This window comes from Streptomyces sp. NPDC037401, from assembly GCF_055602345.1.
Genome location: NZ_JBVJWO010000044.1, coordinates 1 through 16,637 on the forward strand (window position 1 = coordinate 1; position 16,637 = coordinate 16,637).

Annotated in this window: 16 protein-coding genes and 1 pseudogene; 7 read left to right on the top strand and 10 right to left on the bottom strand. The window is 70.6% G+C overall.

Going from position 1 to position 16,637, the window contains the following annotated elements:
• Positions 1-1,043: 1,043 nt before the first annotated feature.
• Complete coding sequence (locus ACZ7H1_RS32745) at positions 1,044-1,382, top strand: MerR family transcriptional regulator (RefSeq protein WP_470791598.1); 339 nt, start codon at positions 1,044-1,046, stop codon at positions 1,380-1,382.
• On the opposite strand, the pseudogene ACZ7H1_RS32750 reads toward ACZ7H1_RS32745, so the two are convergent.
• Positions 1,356-1,723 (bottom strand): annotated as a pseudogene (locus ACZ7H1_RS32750) (SpoIIE family protein phosphatase); the annotation flags it as partial. The gene ACZ7H1_RS32745 and the pseudogene ACZ7H1_RS32750 overlap by 27 nt on opposite strands.
• On the opposite strand from ACZ7H1_RS32750, the gene ACZ7H1_RS32755 reads away from it, so the two are divergent.
• Complete coding sequence (locus tag ACZ7H1_RS32755; RefSeq protein ID WP_470791600.1) at positions 1,694-1,951, top strand: zinc ribbon domain-containing protein; 258 nt, start codon at positions 1,694-1,696, stop codon at positions 1,949-1,951. The pseudogene ACZ7H1_RS32750 and the gene ACZ7H1_RS32755 sit on opposite strands and share 30 nt — an antisense overlap.
• On the opposite strand, the gene ACZ7H1_RS32760 is transcribed toward ACZ7H1_RS32755, so the two are convergent.
• A complete protein-coding gene (locus ACZ7H1_RS32760; RefSeq protein ID WP_470791693.1) occupies positions 1,948-2,484 on the bottom strand; it encodes a SpoIIE family protein phosphatase in 537 nt (178 codons plus the stop codon). The genes ACZ7H1_RS32755 and ACZ7H1_RS32760 overlap by 4 nt on opposite strands.
• Before the next feature lie 804 nt (positions 2,485-3,288).
• On the opposite strand from ACZ7H1_RS32760, the gene ACZ7H1_RS32765 reads away from it, so the two are divergent.
• Positions 3,289-5,019, top strand: coding sequence for an ice-binding family protein (locus ACZ7H1_RS32765; RefSeq protein WP_470791602.1), 1,731 nt, complete (start codon positions 3,289-3,291; stop codon positions 5,017-5,019).
• Between the two features lie 128 nt (positions 5,020-5,147).
• Here ACZ7H1_RS32765 and ACZ7H1_RS32770 read toward each other — a convergent pair whose 3' ends face one another.
• Both ACZ7H1_RS32770 and ACZ7H1_RS32775 read right to left on the bottom strand, forming a co-directional pair.
• A complete protein-coding gene (locus ACZ7H1_RS32770) occupies positions 5,148-6,059 on the bottom strand; it encodes a helix-turn-helix domain-containing protein (protein WP_470791604.1) in 912 nt (303 codons plus the stop codon).
• A gap of 559 nt (positions 6,060-6,618) precedes the next feature.
• Positions 6,619-7,431, bottom strand: coding sequence for an NAD(P)H-binding protein (locus tag ACZ7H1_RS32775; RefSeq protein ID WP_470791606.1), 813 nt, complete (start codon positions 7,429-7,431; stop codon positions 6,619-6,621).
• A gap of 297 nt (positions 7,432-7,728) precedes the next feature.
• Here ACZ7H1_RS32775 and ACZ7H1_RS32780 point away from each other — a divergent pair, with 297 nt between their 5' ends.
• Positions 7,729-8,289 (top strand): helix-turn-helix transcriptional regulator, encoded by a 561-nt coding sequence (locus tag ACZ7H1_RS32780; RefSeq protein WP_470791608.1) that lies wholly within the window; start codon positions 7,729-7,731, stop codon positions 8,287-8,289.
• A 194-nt stretch (positions 8,290-8,483) separates the two neighbouring features.
• On the top strand, positions 8,484-9,242 hold the full coding sequence (locus tag ACZ7H1_RS32785) for a hypothetical protein (RefSeq protein ID WP_470791610.1): 759 nt from the start codon (positions 8,484-8,486) through the stop codon (positions 9,240-9,242).
• Positions 9,243-9,292: 50 nt separating this feature from the next.
• Here ACZ7H1_RS32785 and ACZ7H1_RS32790 read toward each other — a convergent pair whose 3' ends face one another.
• Genes ACZ7H1_RS32790 through ACZ7H1_RS32810 form a run of 5 tightly spaced genes read right to left on the bottom strand, consistent with a single transcriptional unit; the run spans position 9,293 to position 14,310 of the window.
• On the bottom strand, positions 9,293-10,585 hold the full coding sequence (locus ACZ7H1_RS32790) for an MFS transporter (RefSeq protein ID WP_470791612.1): 1,293 nt from the start codon (positions 10,583-10,585) through the stop codon (positions 9,293-9,295).
• Positions 10,582-12,531, bottom strand: a complete 1,950-nt coding sequence (locus ACZ7H1_RS32795; RefSeq protein ID WP_470791614.1) for a carbamoyltransferase C-terminal domain-containing protein — start codon at positions 12,529-12,531, stop codon at positions 10,582-10,584. The genes ACZ7H1_RS32790 and ACZ7H1_RS32795 overlap by 4 nt, the downstream gene beginning before the upstream one ends.
• Entirely contained in the window at positions 12,528-13,253 is a 726-nt protein-coding gene (locus ACZ7H1_RS32800) for a hypothetical protein (RefSeq protein WP_470791616.1), read from the bottom strand. The genes ACZ7H1_RS32795 and ACZ7H1_RS32800 overlap by 4 nt, the downstream gene beginning before the upstream one ends.
• On the bottom strand, positions 13,253-13,966 hold the full coding sequence (locus ACZ7H1_RS32805; protein ID WP_470791618.1) for a hypothetical protein: 714 nt from the start codon (positions 13,964-13,966) through the stop codon (positions 13,253-13,255). The genes ACZ7H1_RS32800 and ACZ7H1_RS32805 overlap by 1 nt, the downstream gene beginning before the upstream one ends.
• A 35-nt stretch (positions 13,967-14,001) precedes the next feature.
• Positions 14,002-14,310, bottom strand: a complete 309-nt coding sequence (locus ACZ7H1_RS32810) for a hypothetical protein (protein ID WP_470791619.1) — start codon at positions 14,308-14,310, stop codon at positions 14,002-14,004.
• Positions 14,311-14,421: 111 nt separating this feature from the next.
• On the opposite strand from ACZ7H1_RS32810, the gene ACZ7H1_RS32815 reads away from it, so the two are divergent.
• Positions 14,422-14,916: a GNAT family N-acetyltransferase gene (locus tag ACZ7H1_RS32815; RefSeq protein WP_470791621.1), complete on the top strand. Its 495-nt coding sequence runs from the start codon at positions 14,422-14,424 to the stop codon at positions 14,914-14,916.
• A 28-nt stretch (positions 14,917-14,944) separates the two neighbouring features.
• Here ACZ7H1_RS32815 and ACZ7H1_RS32820 read toward each other — a convergent pair whose 3' ends face one another.
• Positions 14,945-15,418, bottom strand: coding sequence for a carboxymuconolactone decarboxylase family protein (locus tag ACZ7H1_RS32820; RefSeq protein WP_470791695.1), 474 nt, complete (start codon positions 15,416-15,418; stop codon positions 14,945-14,947).
• A 158-nt stretch (positions 15,419-15,576) separates the two neighbouring features.
• Here ACZ7H1_RS32820 and sigJ point away from each other — a divergent pair, with 158 nt between their 5' ends.
• Positions 15,577-16,515, top strand: coding sequence for an RNA polymerase sigma factor SigJ (gene sigJ / locus ACZ7H1_RS32825; RefSeq protein ID WP_470791623.1), 939 nt, complete (start codon positions 15,577-15,579; stop codon positions 16,513-16,515).
• Positions 16,516-16,637 lie beyond the last annotated feature (122 nt).

Sequence of the window (16,637 nt, forward strand, 5' to 3'; positions counted from 1 at the left end):
CCCCCCCCCCCTCCCCCCCCCCCCCCCCCCCCCCCCCCCCCCCCCCCCCCCCCCCCCCCCCCCCCCCCCCCCCCCCCCCCCCCCCCCCCCCCCCCTCCCGCGTACCCAGGGGTTTCTCGGTGGCAACGTCAACGAGCAGCTCGTCAGGCTGCGCCGAATCGACCGATACGCCGTACAGGTCAGGGATGCGCATACGCGGCGCGCGCCCGCCAATCGACGAGACCCGGGGGACCCCACGCGCTCGGCTACGGCTCCCGAAGCCCCTGACCTGCTGCGCAGACCGCTCTGCGCGTCCGGGCTGACCGCGAAGGTCTAGCTCTCCTCGGCGTGCACGAAAATCTATGACGGCTGAAGTAGACATTGGGTGGTGGCGTGGCTATGGTTTCTCTCGTAGCCCAGAGAGTCAGCAGGGCCTGGCAGAGACGAACTGCCGGGCAGCAGTACCCGCAGTTGCAGTTCGCATGACGGTTCGGTGGTGGAGTTCCGAAGCCAGGGTTGTTGCAGGACGGCGACGGGACTGACGACCGGACCGGGTGGCCCGCAGTGATCAGGGGCTGCCGCGAGCAGTACCGCAGTTAACGCAGTGGCAGTTCAGTAAGTGCAGTTCGCAGTACCAGCAGTGCAGCCAGTGAGCGGTACCTCGGTAAAGGCGTCGGCTGCGGGCGCGCGTACCGGGAAGTTCGGCAGTGGGGTTCCAAGCCAGAGCAGATGCAGGATGGGCGACGGGGCTGGCTGCCGGAGAGTGGCGCTAGGTCAGGCCACCAGCAGTAAGAAATTGATCACCGAGGGAAGAACGGAGGGGCCGAGCACCATCAGGATCGCCCGGGCCGAAAGGCTGAGCCCGGGTACCGCAGGACATCGATAGTGAGGTGGTCTCCGGTCAAGCAACCGCGATCCCCGCACTCCCGGCAGCATCTCGGCCGGGTCGGCGGAAACACAGGGTCGGCGCAGTATCAGGGCCGACAGATGGTGTAGTAGTTCCTTCGGGGCCCTGGTGCCGTACGGCACCAGGGCCCCTCCACGCGTTCCATGAGAGAGGTTCAATGACAGCAGACGACTCGTTCGGCCGTCTCGACGACGACGACTACCCCGCCTACACCATGGGCCGGGCGGCAGACATGCTCGGCACCACCCAGGGCTTCCTCCGCGCCATCGGAGAGGCCCGCCTGATCACCCCGCTCCGCTCCGAGGGCGGCCACCGCCGCTACTCCCGCTACCAGCTGCGCATCGCCGCCCGCGCGCGGGAACTCGTCGACCAGGGCACCCCCATCGAGGCCGCCTGCCGCATCATCATCCTCGAGGACCAGCTCGAAGAAGCCCAGCGCATCAACGCCGAGTACCGCCGCGCCGCCGGATCAGCCGCGCCGCCGACCTCGGCCTGACCCGAGCGTGCCCGTCGGGATCGGCGGGCCTCGGTCATCGGAAGAGTGCCATTCGGGCGCGGACGCCTCCGCCAGGTCCGCCCCGGCGTCAGTGCTGCGTGTGACGTGGTGGGTACCGTGCCAGTCCCGGCACACGACCGTCGCGTCGTCCTGGAGACGGCCGCCGTGGGCGTGAAGAATTTCCGCGACCAGAGCGCGGGAGGCCCCGGGGGGTGGAGATCGCCCGTGCGCACGATCAGGGAGGGCAGGTCGACCTCTACTGCACGGCGTTCAAGCATGCCGTCGGTGAGCATCGCGAGGCGGTCACCCACTTGCAAGTCCAGCCGCTGCACCCGGTAGGGGCTACGGACGGCCCCAAGCCCCTGCACATCCGCGTCTGGGAGTGCGGGGCATGCGGAGCCGTCCTTGACCGGGACATCAACGCGGCGGTCAACGTCGCCAAGGCCGCCGGACTGGCGGTGTCAGCCTGTGGAGCGCAGGTAAGACCGGTACTCGTACCGGCGCAGCGCGTTGAAGCAGGAACCCACCGAGACGGTCAGCCGACCGTGGTAGGAATCCCCGCCCTTTAGGGCGGGGAGCGGAAGTCAAGAAGGTGGATACCGAAGGGGAGATCCACCTCGGGAACCACCTCCTCAACCCTCTCCTGTCTCAGGAGCAGCGGCCAAGGATGCCCCGCGTTGACGAACTGAGTGTCCCGTCGAGCAGGCTGAAGCGCAGCAGCTGCCCAGCGACGAAGCCCCGCCTGCCGTGGTCGATGACGGCCCGGTTGGCCTCCAAGGCTTGTACTTCCCAGCTCGGCGCCGGCACGCCTGGCCCTGCGAAGGGCGCCCACTGCGAGGGTGGCGAGTAGCTCGGCTTCCGCGTCGTGGCCCATGGCATCGGTGACGGAGAGCTGCATGGTGTCGCGGTCTACGACGTAGTCGAAGGTGTCACCGCCGACGTGCGTCGCCGGTTCAAGCGCTCCGGCGACCGTGAACCGGGCCGCCTCACCGGCGAGTAGTTGAGAGATTCGACATCCCTTGATCAGCCGGAAGGTGGACGTGCCAGCGCGCCCGGGCCTGGGGGGTCGGGGTCGGCCTCGAGGGCTCCGCCGTTGACCCATACGGTGGTGTCGCTGCCGTGGCGGAGCACGACATCTCGTAGGCGACGTCGCAGCAACCGGGTCGTTCACAGGCCCAGTCGAGAACTTCAGCGTCGGCCGTCGATACGCCGAGTCCACCTCCCCTCCACTGCGCGAACCCCCGCCCGCTCGCGGATCGACCGCGGACGCGACGATCAGCAGCGGCACCAGCGCCGGAGAGAGGGGCCGTACGGGCGCGACGAGCAGGTCGCGCCCGCCGCAGAGACGCCGCCCCCTGAGGACGTCCCCCGCCCCCCGGACAGAAGTACCGCAACACCCTCCGGACCACACCTCACGGCAGTCCGCCCACCCGGCAGGTACGGCATTTGCGCCACACCTCCCACGGGCCGCGCCGCCGTCATGGAGTGCAGCCCACCAGCGCTTACCCTCCGTGCCGGACTCCGGACTCCGGATCCGTTCGGCGGACCGCGGTCACCCACGTGATGTCCGCCGGTTCAGCGATGCGGCGGCGGGGGACGCCGATGCTCTCCACTTTGACGACACAACAGATTCGCATGTACGTGCAAGACACACGGGTTCCTGACGTTGCGTCACTCATGTAGACCCTTTTTTCCGATTTGTGGTCTATTGCTATGAAATATGCGTGAATACTCCCGCGTGATGGCGCATCACATCTCTGGAAGGGAGTCGTTCTGCGGCCCCGCTCAGGGTGAGCCTTCGCCCCGGCGCTGTAGCGGGCCTGCGGCCCTGAGCAGCCATCGTCGTGGGCGCTCTGGATCCTCCTTCGGGAGGTCTCAGACCCGAAGCAACAAGAAAGGTCCTGCTATGACATTGGATGTCATCCGGTCGGCTCCACCCGACACGAGCCCTCAACGCAATCTGCTCAAACGGGGAGCCTTTGCCCTGCTCCCCGCGGCGCTCCTGGCGGCCGCCCTGGTCCCGACCCGCGCCCACGCCGCAGAAGCCCCCGTGTTGCTAGGAACCACCGCCAGCTACGGGGTCCTGGCCGGTTCGACGGTCACCAACACGAACGACACCGTCATCAACGGCGACCTGGGGCTCTACCCGGGCACATCGGTGACCGGATTCCCGCCCGGCATCGTCAACGGGGTGACGCGCATTGCCCCCAACGCCGCCGCCGCTCAGGCTAAGTCCGACCTCGTCGTCGCCTACGACGACGCGGCAGGCCGGGGACCCGGGACGGTGCTCGCTTCGTCCGAGATCGGCGGGCTGACGCTCGCGCCCGGCGTCTACACGGCCCCGTCGTTCATCCAACTCACCGGGACGGTCACTCTCGACGGCCAGAACGACCCCAACTCCGTCTTCATCTTCCGGATCCCGTCGACCCTGACCACGGCTACGTCGAGTTCTGTGGCCTTCATCAACGGAGCAAGTGCCTGCAACGTGTTCTGGCAGGTGGGCAGCTCCGCCACGCTCGGCACGACCACCCAGTTCAAGGGAACCATCCTGGCCCTGCAGTCCATCACGCTGAACAACAGCGCCGTGATCGAAGGCCGCGCCCTGGCGCGTGAGGCCGCGGTCACGATGGACAACAACACCATTACGAGGCCGGTCTGCGCCGCCGGCCCGCCCGGACCTCCCGGACCTCCCGGGCCGACCGGGTCTCCCGGCCCGACGGGATCCCCGGGCCCGACGGGATCCCCGGGCCCGACGGGATCCCCCGGCCCGACGGGATCCCCCGGCCCGACGGGCGAACCCGGCCCCCCCGGCTCGCCTGGCCCGACCGGTAGCCCTGGCGCCCCCGGACCGACCGGTGCACCCGGACCGACCGGTGCACCCGGACCGACCGGTTCTGCCGGACCCGCCGGCCCCGCCGGACCCGCCGGACCCACCGGTTCTGCCGGCCCCGCCGGACCTGCCGGACCCACCGGTTCTGCCGGACCTGCCGGCCCCGCCGGACCCGCCGGACCCACCGGTTCTGCCGGACCTGCCGGACCCGCCGGACCCGCCGGACCTGCCGGACCTGCCGGACCCACTGGTTCTGCCGGACCTGCCGGACCTGCCGGACCCGCCGGCCCCGCTGGACCCGCCGGACCCGCCGGACCCGCCGGACCCGCCGGACCCGCCGGACCCAAGGGACCGCGCGGCGACAAGGGACCGCGCGGCGACAAGGGCGACAAGGGCGACTCGGGCGAACACGACCACGGCCACCACGGCCACCACGAGGGCGACGAGGGCGAACACGGTCGCGACGACCACGACCACGGCCACGACCACGGCCACGGCCAGCCCGGCCACGGTCAAGACGACCACGACCAGGGCAAGCCGCCGTGGGCCGACTACCTGCCGGACGGCCTCGACGATGCTCTGGGCCACGCGCTTCCCGGCCGCACGGCCAAGAGCGTCAACTTCGCCCACGTGAGCGCCGCCACCGGCCAGCAGCCGAAGGCGGCTTCGCCCGACCTCGCCGCTACCGGCACGAGCAGCGTGACCGGCATCATGGCCGCGTCCGCGGTCGTGCTGGCATTCGTCGGAGGCTCGGCCCTCTTCGCGATGAAGAGGACCCGCCGACGTACAGCGACTCGGCAGGACTAGTCGGGACATGGCAGGCGTGAGGGCATCACGCCTCTGACCGATCGGTCTCGACAGGACCCGAAGCCGAGCCCCTGGACACGTCGTCCAGGGGCTCGGTCCTCGATGTCAGGATGCCTACCGCACGGCGCTCACGGGTTCGGCGGGGCCGGCGGGGACGGCGTGCGGGCGTCTCGCCAGAATTCCATGGCGACGTACGCCTTGATGGATTCGTTGATGAAATGATGGGCACTGTCCGGGCTCAGCGCCTGGGCCTGCAGGTGGGCATACATATCGCTGTAGATCCTGACGTCGGATCGTTTCTCCAGATAAAGATCGCTGGTGAACCTTTCCAAATACACCACGCTCACGTCGGCGGCGTCGGCGAACTCGAGCAGCGCGAACTGTCCCGAGACACCGGGGTGCGCCCCCACGTCGTGGGGCAGGACCTGCACGGTGATGTGCGGCTGGGCTCCGAGGTGGGTCAGATGCTCCAGCTGCTCGCGCATGACCTCGCGGCTGCCTACGACGCGCCGCAGTGCCGATTCGTCGAGTACGGCCCATAAGCGCAGCGGGTTGACCGGGGCGCCCAGCCGGCGCTGGCGCCGCAGCCGCACCTGGAGGTGTGTGGCGGCCTGCTCGGCGGTGGCCTGAGGGATCGTTCCTGCAATGATCGCCCGGGCGTAGGCGGGGGTCTGCAGCAGGCCGGGAATCACCAGGGGTTCGTAGCATCGGATCGCCACGGCCTCGGCCTCCAGGCCGATGTAGGCGCCGTACGGGATGTCACCGTAGGCGTTCCACCAGCCCTGCTGCCCCGATTCCCTGGCCAGCTCCATCAGCTGGTCGACGAGGTGCCGGTCCCGGACTCCGTACAGCCCGCAGAGATCGCGCACGTCGCGCGGCTTGATGCGGCGGCGGCCGTTCTCCATGAGACTGATCTTGGGCTGGGAGATCAACAGGCTCTCCGCCACCTGCGGTGTCGTCATGCCGCTGATCTCCCGGAGCCGACGGAGCTCCGATCCCAGCCGGCGCCTGCTGACGGTGGGATTGGCATTGACACCCACGGGCCGTGTACCTCCGCTTAAAGAACTTTGCACTGGCAAGCAGATTGCCACGGCCAGGGCACGTGGATCCGCCTTGACCCCGTGTCGTGCACAGTGATTCGCGCCGGGCGCAGAGCGGCCTGAATTTCGTATTACACCTCACCGGGTTGACCATATTTTCCGGTTACAACAGACAGGAATCAGAAAATCATCCCAGGGTGGCCTGAGGAATCGAATTGAACGCATTCCGATGAAGATTTCTGTGCAATATGCCATCGCCAGGGGACTGCCCTACGTGATGGCGGCCGTCACCACCGGGGTGCATCACGAACACACCCGACACGCCCCGCGGGGTCATCGCGCGCCGGGCGATCTGGCGGAGTCCGTTCGAGGCGCGCTGGACCACGTCGGCTGCCTAGCCCGCATCGCCGCGAAAAGTCCCTCACGGCACGTCAGATTGGGCGCCGACCCGTCACCCGCGACCGGCAACGCGTCCTGGGGCGCCTCGTCCGCCAGCCGGGTCGCCTCTCTCACCGCGAGGGTGGAGTCCGGCTGGCCGGACCGTTTCCCCTGCCGGGAACTACGCGACAGCCGCTGCGAGCGGGGAGCTGGGTTCCCGGCCCAGGAGCTGACGCAGGTCGCCACCGGTACGCGCCATGAAGCCGGCAGCGATGGCGGAGTAGGTGCCGATCAGCATCGGCACCTGGAACGGCTCGGCACCGGAGGCGGCGATATGCGCGCGAGCCTGGGCGAGCGTCTCCGGTTCGTAGGTGGCATGCGCTTCGTGCGCCTGTGCCAGGTCGGCGCCGCCGATGGTCTGCTCGCCGACGAGTTCGTAGACGCGCCCCGCATGGGCGGGGGCCGCCACTGCCACGCGTGCGGCGGCTTCGGCCAGATCCGCGCGCGCGACGGCGGCCAGCCGGCCGTCACCGAGCGGGGCGGTGATCCGCCCGTCCGCCGACGGCGCCGCGAGCCCGGCCAGCAACTCCGCGTAGAGGCCATTGCGCAGGATCGTCCAGTCCATGCCGCTCCCCCGGAGCCGGCGCTCGGTCCAGCGGTGCGGCAGGGCGTACGTCAGGTGATCGCCGGCGGCGGTCAGGCTCGTATAGACGACATGGCCCACACCCGCCTTCTCGGCGGCGTCGATGGCGGCGCCGTGCCGGGCCATGACGCTGTCGTCCTCGCCATAGCCCGCGGAGATCATCAGCAGGACGTCCACACCCGCGAAACCTTGGGAGAGACCGGCGGGATCGTCGAAGTCGATGCGGCGGACGGGCAACGAAGCCTGGATCTGCCGGGGATCGCGAGTTCCGAGGACCGTGTCGCCGCGGTCCGCCAGCCGCTCGGCGACAAGCGTGCCCAGAGCGCCGGCGGCGCCCGTGACCAGGATCATCAGGTTCTCCCTGTCCAGATAGGTTCTCTTCGGTAACCGGGATCATCCTGCGATGTGGCGCCGGGCGGCGTAAGGAGGCACTTCGATGTCGGTGAGGCACACGGAAGTAACCACGGACGGAGCCGTCGAACCCGCAGCTCGGCACCTGCGACGACTGCGGCTTCGCCCCCCTCCTCGCACGACTCCGGCAAGTCCGGGGTCCGGTACCTGGAAGGCATCGATGCGATCCGCGACCAGATCGAGCTGCTGTCGGCCGGGACCCGCTCCGAGGTGCTGTCCTTCGCGCCCGACTCATCGATGTCGCAGGCGAGCATCGAGGCGGCCCGCCCGCTGAACCTGCGGAACGTCGAGCAGGGCATCGTCATGCGGACCATCTACCTGGACAGCATCCGTCACGACAACCGGGCCTGGGAGTACGCCAATTGGCTGGACGGCGCGGGGGCGCACGTCCGGACCAGACCCGTACTGCCCAACCGCCTCACGATCGTGGACCGGCACAGCGCCCTGGTGGCCGTGGACGCCATGAACACGGCGGCCGCGGCGGCCCTCGTCACCAGTCCGGGGCTGATCTCCCTGCTGGTGACGCTCTTCGAGCACATGTGGGAGACGGCGACACCGCTCGGCCCGACCGCGCCCCCGGCCTGCGAACCCGGCACCCTCACCCGGCAACAGCTCGCCGTACTGCGGCTGATGGCCGAAGGACGCACGGACGAGTCCATCGCCAACAGCCTGGGGGTCTCGACCCGGACGGTGGGGCGCGTGATCACCGGACTCCTGAACCACCTGGGGGCCAAGAGCCGCTTCCAGGCGGGAATGCGGGCCGTCCAGAGCGGCTACCTCTCGCAGTCGCCGCACTGACGCGCCATCGGATCTGCCGCGCACGGTCCTCATCTCCCCTCCCCCATCTGCAGTCGACGATAGGGCGGTGCCTTCCCCCCGGGTCAAGGAACTGTCTCGGGTGGCCGGGCCCGGGGTACTCATCGGCGGTCCGGAGACCGGATTGAGTACGCGTACTCACGTGCGGGACAGCGGTCCACCGGCAAGCTGCGGTCATGCGAACGATCTCCCTCCCGAAGCCCCTGGTGGCGGCCGTGCTCGGCGCCCTGGTTCTTACCGCCTGCGGCGTCCCGAACGCCGACGCCGAGCGGTCCCCCGCCGCCAAGGCGCTCCCGGCCGCCGCGCCGCACGCCTCGGACGCCTCGGATGCCTCGGATTCCGAGGAGGCCGACGCGGCGGAGATCCGCTTCATGGAGCTGACGGCCCACCTCCTGACGGAGTGCCCCCCCGCGATCTCCGCCGACAAGGGCGCGGCCGATGCGCCCCGCCCCGAGGACGAGCTGGGCGGGGCGCCCCGCCCCGAGGACCTGCCGGGCGGCTCCGGGCCGGTCACGCCCCGCTACGGCCCGGGGCAGACGCCGCCCGGCGTTCCGAACGCCGACGGGTCGATCCCGGTCCCGCTCGACGACCCGGCGCCGCCCGTTCCCGCCGCGGAGCCGAACCACCCGGGCACGGTGGCGGAGGTGCCGCTGACCGAGGCGGAGCGCTGCGCCGGAGACCTGCACGCCCGCCGGATCACCGAGGCCCTGCGGAAGGCCGCCCCCGCCGACCACGCGGCGCTGCGGACCGCCCTCGTCGGACTGGACTACCCGGCGGCCCGGATCCACCGGCTGCCCGACGGCGACGGCACCCGGGTCGACCTGCGCTTCATGGGCGGCCACGCGGTCCTGAACATCGCCGGCACCGGTCCCGCCCCGACGGTCACCCTGGAATCGGAAGCCCCCGCCGTCACCACGGCCGCCCACAAGCCCTGAGACGTCAACTGCCACCAGGGGGCAGGCACGTTGCCCTCGGACGAGCGCGGCTAGGTGGCCTCGCGGATCGGGCGGGAGAGGACGAGGGCTGCGGGGAGGAGCATCAGTGTGCCGACCGCGAAGAGCGTGTTCACCGGGCTGAGGAAGAGGCCCGCCACGCCGCCGAGGGCGAAGCCGACGGGGACGGCGGTCAGGTTGGCCGCACGGTAGGCGGCGGTCGCGATCGCCCGGTCCTCCTGGGCGATGGCCCGGGCCCGGAAGGTCTGGACGCGGACGAGCACCACCCCGGAGCAGAACTCGTCGATGACGAACCCGGCCAGGACGAGCACCAGCCCGGGGACTCCCCCGAGCCACACGCCGAGGCCCAGCAGCGCGTACGAGGCCACCGCGCCGCAGCCGAAGACTGCCGTGCCGAGGCCGGTGCGGAGCGGGGCCGGGAGCCGTTCGGCGAGGGAGGCGCCCAGTACGGCGAAGAGCACCACGCAGGTCCTGAGGACGCCGTAGCCGGCCGCGGTGACCGGGGTCTGGTCCAGGAGCGCGATGAGCAGCAGGGCCTCGATGATGCACTGGCCGAGGTTGTACGCCACCGCCCAGACGGTGAGGATCCGCAGCGGGGGCGTGGCCAGGTTGAGCCGCAGCCCCCGCCGGAGGGTGGTGCGGCCCGGCGGCCCGGGACGCTCCTCCGCCGCGTGCTCCTCCGCGTCCTCCCGGTCGGCGGCCGGGACGCGGATGCGGGGCATCCGTACCAGCAGGGCGCAGGCGCACAGGGCCAGTACGGCCGCCACGCCGAAGGTCGACGAGACACCGAGCAGGCCGAGCCCCACGCCGGTCAGGAAGGGCGCGAGCCCGTCGGCGGCGGACTCCGCGATGCTCAGCCGGGCGTAGATCCCGGGCAGGGCCTTGTCCGGGAAGACGGCCGGCACCAGCACCTGGGTCGCCACCGACGTCAGGACGGATCCGCAGGCCAGGGCGATGTTCGCCAGGCCGAAGACGGCCAGCCCCCACCCGGGACCGACCGCGAGGGCGAGCGCCGACAGCATGAAGGCGAGGACGCGCAGCAGTTCCGAGCCGAGCATGACCGCCCGCTGGTCGTACCGCTCGACGACGAGCGCGGCGGTCCTGGCCAGCAGCACCTGCGGGGCGAAGCGGCAGATGCCCAGGGCGGCGATGACGAGCGAGGTCGCGCCGAGCGAGGACACGGCCACGAACGGCACGGCGAACTCCACCGCGGCGATCGCGAAGAAGGAGAGGAAGTTCGCGACCGGCAGCGCGTTCCGCAGTGCCGTGTCGGGCCGCGGTGCGGTGTCGGGCCGCTCCGGCGCCTCCTCGAGGACCGCGGTCACCGGTCGGCCTCGACGAGCAGGCCGGCGCTCAGGCAGTCCAGGACCAGCCGGGAGCCGCCGTCGGCGAGGACCTGGTCCTTCTCGAACAGGTCCAGGAACAGCTGCCGGTCGACCGGGCTGGACGCGGTCTGGCTGCTCAGTACGTACCGGGCCGTCGGACCGGATCCGAACGTCGCCATGACGACCGACTCCGCGCGCTGCACGCGCAGCGGTCCGGACTCGGGGGTGGCGATCAGGTAGTCGTCGCCGAGCAGGTAGTCCACCACCGGGTGCCGGACGAACTCCAGCACGTCGACGGCCGAGTCGATGATCGGCTGCCCGGGCCCGTTGAGGGAGGTGTTGATCAGGATCGGCGGCAGGCCCAGTTCGGCGATCGCGGTGAGGAGTTCGTGGATGGCCGGGTTGCAGTCCGGGGTGACCGTCTGCACGCGGGCGGTGCCGTCCGCGTGAAGCGCCTCCGCCAGCAGTTCGCGGTACTCGTCGCGCACGCCGAAGTTGAAGTTCATGAACGGCGATTCGGCCGGGCCGTGGAAGTACGTGTCCAGGTCCTCGGCGCGCACGATCGGCGCGACCGGCCGCCAGCCCTGCCTCTTCTTCAGCCGGTTCAGCTTCGCCCGGGCGCCGGTGCAGGCGACCGGATGGCAGATCAGCGACCGGTTGCCCAGCGCCCGCGGGCCGAATTCGGCGCGACCGGCGAAGCGGGCCACGACGGCGCCGCGGGCGATGATCCCGGCGGCGGCGCGGGCGAGGTGCGACACCGTCCCCGGCACCGTCCCGGCCGTGTCCTCGTCGCCCGCCGTGACCGGTACGGGTACGTAGCCGTACTCCGCCGCCAGTGCGGGGGTGACCGGCTCCGCCGGGCGCCCCAGGAAGTCGTTGCGGACCCGCCGGGTCACGGCCGGTCCCGGCTGCCGGCGCGCCCAGCCGAGGAAGGCGGCCCCGACGGAGATCCCGGCGTCGTGCGGGCAGGATGGCACGTACATGTCACGCACACCGGGCAGTGCGGCGATGGCGCTGTTCGCCGTCAGGTTGAGGAACACCCCGCCCGCGCAGCACAGGTCCGGGATCCCCGCGAGGTCCACGGCGCGCTGCGCGTGATGGGTGAGCAGGCGGGTGAACGCGTCCTGCACGGCCGCGGCGATGTCCGCCGAGTCCACCGGATCGACGCCGGCACCGCTCCCGCCCCCGAACAGCTGCCAGCCGTTCTTCAGCCGCGGCGGCGCCTCCTCGGTGACGATGTCCGCACCCGTCAGCCGGACCGGCCCCGTCGGAGGCAGACCGGCGAGGGCCATCAGCTGGCCGTGGGCGTGCTCCGCACGGAAGACGTAGCGGGACACGTTGTCGTAGAGGCTCGCCTCGCTCTGCACGAAGACGTCGGGCTGGTTGTGCGGCTGGCTGTACGCCCGGTCCAGCAGTGTGAACTCGCCGTCCGCGAAGGCGTAGACGGACCGCATCTCGGTGAACACCGCCCGGCCGGCCGTGTCCACGTCGGCGTAGTAGCGGGCGTGGAAGTCCGCGAACGGCTCGTAGAAGTCCTTGCCGTCCCAGGACGTCGTGCCGGCACTGTCCGACACCAGCACGGCGGCCGCCGAGAGCCCCGAGGGGTACACGGACGAGGCGGCGTGCGCGAGGTGGTGGGAGACGACGTGGTGCCGCGGGTCGAAGGGGTCGAAGGCCGAGAAGGCGGACGAGAACAGCGGCCGCTGCAGGCCCACCCCGGACGGACCGGCCGCCTGGAAGGAGCTGACGATGACGTCGACTTCGTCGATCGTCGTCCCCGCCAGGCGCAGGGCCTCCAGGATCGGCAGCCGGTCGGAGAGGAACTCCTGGCCGTCGTACTTGCGGCCGGTCACGCGTTCCTGCTGGACGGCGGAGAGGAGCCGGCCGTCCCGGACGACCGAGCACGAGGACTCGTGCCCGCAGTGGATTCCCAGGACGGTAGTCACCTTCGGTAATTCTCCAGAGGCGCGCCCTCGGGCATGAACCCGAAGGTCAGGATGGTGACGCGCTCGCCCTCGGCGATCGGCGTCCGGCTGTGGGCCTGCGTGCCCGCGAGGAAGATGACGACCTCGCCGGGCGACAGCTGCAGCCGCTCCTCGGTGCCGTCCGGGTAGTGCATGTAGAGGGCCGAGGGCTCCTCCACCCCCTCGGGGATCTCGTGCTCCAGCATCATCAGCACGTTCAGCGAGAAGATGTCCGTGTCGATGTGCGGGATGATGCCCTGCCCGGCGTCGCGGTAGAACAGGTAGCTCGCGATGCCGGTGGCCTCGGCCTTCGGGACCACGGAAGCCACGAGCGCGGCCAGTTCCGGGCTGGTGGCGATGCGGTCCGCGACCGTGCCGCCGCACCCGAGGTAGTGCTCGTCGAAGGGCACGGCCGTCTTGCCGACCTCGTCCTTCTCCGCGGTGAACGCGGCGAGCAGCTCGTCCGTCAGGAAGTCGGGCCGGCCGCGGTACTGCAGACCGCGCGGGTCCGCGACGTCGTACGGGCAGAGGATCTCCAGCGCCTCGGAGACCGCGCGCCGGCTCGTCTCGGATCCGGGAGCCTTGTCGGGGACCAGCTGTCCGGCCGAGAGGCCGAGGATCAGCTTCAGGTTGGCCTGCTCCGCCGGGGTCAGCGTTCCGTGCAGGTCGGCCAGCCGCTGTCCCATGGTGAGGGTCGCAGTCATCACAGACTCCCGATCGTGCGGTAGCCGAACGACACCAGGCGGATCGCCTCGCCCGCGACGGTGCGGGTGCGCTGGTGGGTGACGCTGTCGGCGAAGAAGACGAGGGACTCGCCCGGTGCGAGGTGGACGCGGACGGCGTCCTGCTCCGGCGGGTAGAGGATCAGTTCGGAATGACGGGTGTCCGGGCTGTGCTCCAGCATGGTCAGGACGTTCAGCGAGAACTCGTCCTTGTCCACGTGGGGGTCGATGCCGAGCCCCGGCTCGTCGTAGTACAGGTAGTTCGCCTTGTACGTGGGGAGCACGGGGCCCACCTGGGACACCAGGAAGTCGTTGACCTGCGTCGACAGCGCGAGCTCGCGGGCGAGCGGGGCGCCGGAGGCGACGTAGTGGTCGTGGAAGCGCTCGGCGCGCTCGCGGTAGTGCCGGGACTCGTCGTCGAGTGCGGCGATGTCCTCCGGGGAGAAGAACGGCCCGGGGCCGCAGAACACCACTCCCGTTTCGAACTGGGGCCGTGCGTTGCCGTGCAGTCGGGGCAGCGAGCGCTGGGCGGTGGCCAGTGCCACGTCCCGGAGCTGCTCCGGCACGGCCTGAGCATGGCCGCTGAGGAGTCCCCCCGCAGCCATGCTCAGGAGGAACTTGAGGTTCTCCCGCTCTGCTGCGGTGAGCTCCGTTGACAGGTGCGACAGCCGGTCCACCAGCGTCAGCTGTTCCATTGCGGGATCCTCTCGTTCCGTGGTTCAGGCCGTCGTCACTCGTTGAAGCCGAGGGTGTTCGGCAGGTCCAGCAGCTCCATGCGGATCGCCGGGGTGGCGGCGGCGGAGATCGGCTTCGAGAAGATGTAGTCCGCCTCGGCGTTGATGTCCTGAAGCTCCTTCAGGTGCAGGCTCGACGAGGTCACGATGCTGCTGAGGACCGCCTGCTCGTCCTGGTTGAGCGTCGCCTTGAGGGCGGCCAGCTTCTCGGTGAGCGTCGGCAGCGCCGCCTCGAGCGCCGCCGCATCGAGCTCGGCGTCGAGCTGCGGGTCGGCGAGGAACAGGTCTGCGGTGTTGACGGACATTGGAGCCTCCTCATGCGGTCGGTGGTCCGACCGGATCAATGTGGTGGTGGTGCGTCCCGCTAACGTTCTCGGATGACTCCATCAACTCACTGGCCGGTCGCGGACCGCTTGATGTCATCTCGACTCGCGCTGGAGCCGCTGCGCCCCGAACACGCGGAGGAGGCCTTCCCGGTCTTCGACGACGCACGGCTGCACACCTGGACCGGCGGGGAGCCCAGCTCACTCGAAGAACTGCAGGTCAGGTACGCCCGCCAGGCCTCGGGCCGGTCGCCGGACGGCAGTCAGGGCTGGCTGAACTGGATGCTGCGACGGACGGACGACGGCCGCCTGGCCGGCACGGTTCAAGCGACCGTGCACCGGACGGAAAGCGGCGAACTTGAAGCCTCCCTCGCCTGGGTGATAGGCGTCGAACACCAGGGCAGGGGCTACGCCCGCGAGGGCGCCCGGGCCATGGCCGGGTGGCTGAGGGCCCGTCATGTGACGTCCCTGGCCGCCTATATCCACCCGGAACACGCGGCGTCCGCCGCCGTCGCCCGCGCCCTCGGCCTGACCGCGTCCGGCACGCTGGTCGACGGCGAGACCCGCTGGAGCACCTCCGGCCACTGAGGCGCGGGCGACCTTCGGGAGCGGCGGATCAGTGGCGGTGCCCGGGCTGGTAGCCGCCCGCCGGCTGCTGGACGATGAGGTTCCCGCGGTTGAAGGCGTTGATCAGGGCGATGGTGCACACCAGGGCGGCGAGCTGCTCCTCGTCGTAGTGCTTGGCGGCGTTCGCCCAGACCTCGTCCGGGACTCCGCCGGCCGCGTCGGCTATGCGGGTGCCCTGCTCCGCCAGCTCCAGGGCGGCGCGCTCGGCGTCGGTGAAGACCGCGGCCTCCCGCCAGACCGCGACCAGGTTGAGGCGGGTGGCGGTCTCGCCGGCGTGCGCGGCGTCCTTGCTGTGCATGTCGACGCAGAAGCCGCAGCCGTTGATCTGGCTGACACGGAGCAGGACCAGCTCCCGGGTCGCGGCCGGGAGGGTCGATTCGGCGAGCACCTTGCCCGCAGCGATGAGGTGCTTCCCGAAGGCGGTCGCGACCGGGCTGGCGAAGAGGTTCAGTCGGGCCTGCATCATGCACTCCTTGGTCGTTTGCTGCTGTTGCCCTCTAAGACAGGGCAGCCCGGCCGTCTGTGACACGGATAGCCTTTGACCTCAGGCGGATTCGAACGGGCAGGCAGCGCAACGGGCTTGACCAGGAGTCCGCGGTACGCCGATGGGGGAGGGACTCCGTGTCGACTGCAACGGATACGACGGATGCGACGGAGGCGGCCGGCTACCGGCCGCTGCTGTTCTCGATCGCCTACGGGATGACCGGGTCCGTGGGCGACGCCGAGGACATCGTGCAGGACGCGTTCCTCGGCATGACCCGGGCACACCGGGCGGGGACCGAGATCGCCTCTCCGAAGGCGTACCTGACCACGGCGGTCACGCGGCTGGGGATCAACCACCTGACGTCGGCGCGGGTACGGCGGGAGACCTACGTCGGAGACTGGCTGCCCGAGCCGGTCGTCGTGTCCGCCGACCGGCCGGGGCCGGCCGAACACGCCGAGCTGGCCGACTCGCTGTCGATGGCGTTCCTCGTACTCCTGGAAGCCCTCTCCCCGGTGGAGCGCGCGGTGTTCGTGCTGCGCGAGGTATTCGGCTACGGCTACCCGGACATCGCACGGATCACCGGCAAGACCGAGGCGAACTGCCGGCAGCTCTTCGCCCGCTCCAGAAAGCGCATCGCCGCCGCGGAGCAGCCGGCCGACAGCCCGCCGCCCGCGGTGCGGCGAGCGGCGGGCGAGGAGCTCGCGCGCACGTTCTTCGAGGCCAGCACGGGCGGCGACATGGACGCCCTGCTCGCCATGCTCGCGCCGGGCGTGGTGTTCCACGGGGACGGCGGCGGCAAGGCGCGGGCGGTCGGCAAGTCGGTCACCGAGCCGCTGCGCGTCGCACGGCTGCTCGTCGGCGGCTTCCGCCGGTTCCGGACGCTCGGCGGCACTCTCCGGCCCGCCTGGATCAACGGCCGTCCCGGCGCCGTGACGTACGACCCCGACGGGCGCGTGCTCAACGTCGTCGAGCTCGACATCGCCGACGGCGTGATCCGGGCGATCCACACCGTGTCCAACCCCGACAAGCTCGGCCACCTCGGACCGGTGTCCGACCTGGGGCTGCGGGACCGCTGATCACGGCACATTCGGCTCGGAAAATTCAGAAGGAAACGAATCTCCGGAGTAACTCGAAACGATTTTGCTCCGCTATTCACTCGAATGGGGCTGCCTTTCGAACGCCCGCGGGAAATACGTTG